Annotated in this window: 2 protein-coding genes and 1 pseudogene; all 3 read left to right on the top strand. The window is 33.3% G+C overall.

Annotated elements, in window-relative coordinates; genetic code table 11:
* Positions 1 to 411: hypothetical protein (locus ACKI3Q_RS09840; RefSeq protein ID WP_407416415.1), on the top strand; the 411-nt coding region annotated here is incomplete at its 5' end.
* Positions 412 to 531: 120 nt separating this feature from the next.
* Positions 532 to 1,461 (top strand): DUF3100 domain-containing protein, encoded by a 930-nt coding sequence (locus tag ACKI3Q_RS09835; protein WP_407416416.1) that lies wholly within the window; start codon positions 532 to 534, stop codon positions 1,459 to 1,461.
* Positions 1,454 to 1,675: pseudogene (locus tag ACKI3Q_RS09830) on the top strand (hypothetical protein); the annotation flags it as partial. The gene ACKI3Q_RS09835 and the pseudogene ACKI3Q_RS09830, both read left to right, overlap by 8 nt.

Raw genomic sequence — 1,675 nt, 5'->3', positions numbered from 1 at the left:
GTCATTACTGTTATAGGTAATTATATGGGATACAAGCATCCTATGACAGATTCCCTGGTTGGTATGGGAATATTGTCCCTTATTACGCTTGCCGGCGTATGGATGGAAAGGGAACTTCCTTTTAACATTTCATCAATCCTTTATATAAGTATAATAGGTATTATTATAGCGCTTCCTGGAATGCCAACCTCTGAGTTTGTACTTTATTATGTTTCAAAAGTTGAGCTTTTATCTATTGTAACTGTATTTTTAGCTTATGTCGGTATTGGAATGGGTAAAAGCTGGGATGAATTTAAGGCTTTAGGTTGGAGAGCCATTATCATTACTGTATTGGTTATTGCTTCAACTTATTATGGTGCAGCTATTGTAGCTCATATTGTTCTTGTTTTAACTGGTGTGCCTGCTGTTTAAAAAATTTTCTCATTTAGAGAATTTATTTATTATTTTTTTATTCAATATTGTAATTTTTGGAATTAAAAACTTATTAATTTATAAACTTGTTTAGATATAAGTATATTTATTTATAACAACATATGTGATAGGACTTTATGTTGGGAGTGGTTTTTTATTCCAGATAAAGATAATGAAAAAAGGGTTGAACATCCTTATCGTGAAAAAACCGATAGAAGGATTTTAAAGAAAAATCCTTGGAGAGATTATAGATTACATGGTACTGTATTTATTTTAGTCATTATTGCTGAGTTAATTGGAACGATTAAAATTCCTATTGCTAAAGATGTTGAAGTTGTAATAATGCCATTAATCTATACGATTATTTTAGGTTTGGCCTTTTATTTAATTAAACCAATCACGTGGATTAAAAGAAGACAAGCGCGTATTGCTGAAGGGGCAATGATGCTTTTCATTGGGGTGTTGATTGCTAAATTAGCTATTTCAAGTGGTCAGTCTATACATTTAATATTTGAAATGGGTCCTGCATTGATATTGCAAGAAATAGGGCACTTGGCAACTATTTTAGTTCTTCCTATTGCTTTACTTTTAGGATTTAAAAGAGAATCTATTGGTATGACTAATTCCATTGGTCGTGAACCCAATGTTGCGGTCGTTGTAGATAAATATGGATTTAATTCTCCGGAATCAAGAGGTGTTTTTGCCATATTTATTATAGGTACCGTAATCGGCACAATATTTATTAGTTTCTTAGTTACTTTCTCATTGTCTTTTATACCTCTACATCCTTATGCATATGCTATGGCTAGTGGTGTAGGTAGTGCCAGTATGAATGCTGCAGCTATTGGGCCGACTTTAGCAGCATTTCCGGGAATGGAAACAAGTATTGAAGCATTTGCAGGATTCAGTAATTTGCTTTCTTTCTGTGTCGGAATTTACATAGTTATTTTCATTGCACTTCCAATAACTGAAAGGGTTTATAATTCCTTAGAACCAAAAATTGGAAGAGAATCTATTGTAAAAGAAAATGGGGGTGAAGATAATGACTGACTTTATTGATGGGACTGAAAATGTTACTGTTCACGGTATTTTCAATTGGATCAGGCTGTTAATTATATTTTCGGTCATTACTGTTATAGGTAATTATATGGGATACAAGCATCCTATGACAGATTCCCTGGTTGGTATGGGAATATTGTCCCTTATTACGCTTGCCGGCGTATGGATGGAAAGGGAACTTCCTTTTAACATTTCATCAATCCTT

Source organism: Methanobrevibacter sp., from assembly GCF_045636185.1.
Taxonomy (GTDB): domain Archaea; phylum Methanobacteriota; class Methanobacteria; order Methanobacteriales; family Methanobacteriaceae; genus Methanocatella.
Note: the sequence above shows the minus strand (reverse complement) of the source record. Positions and strands in the feature narration are given on the sequence as shown.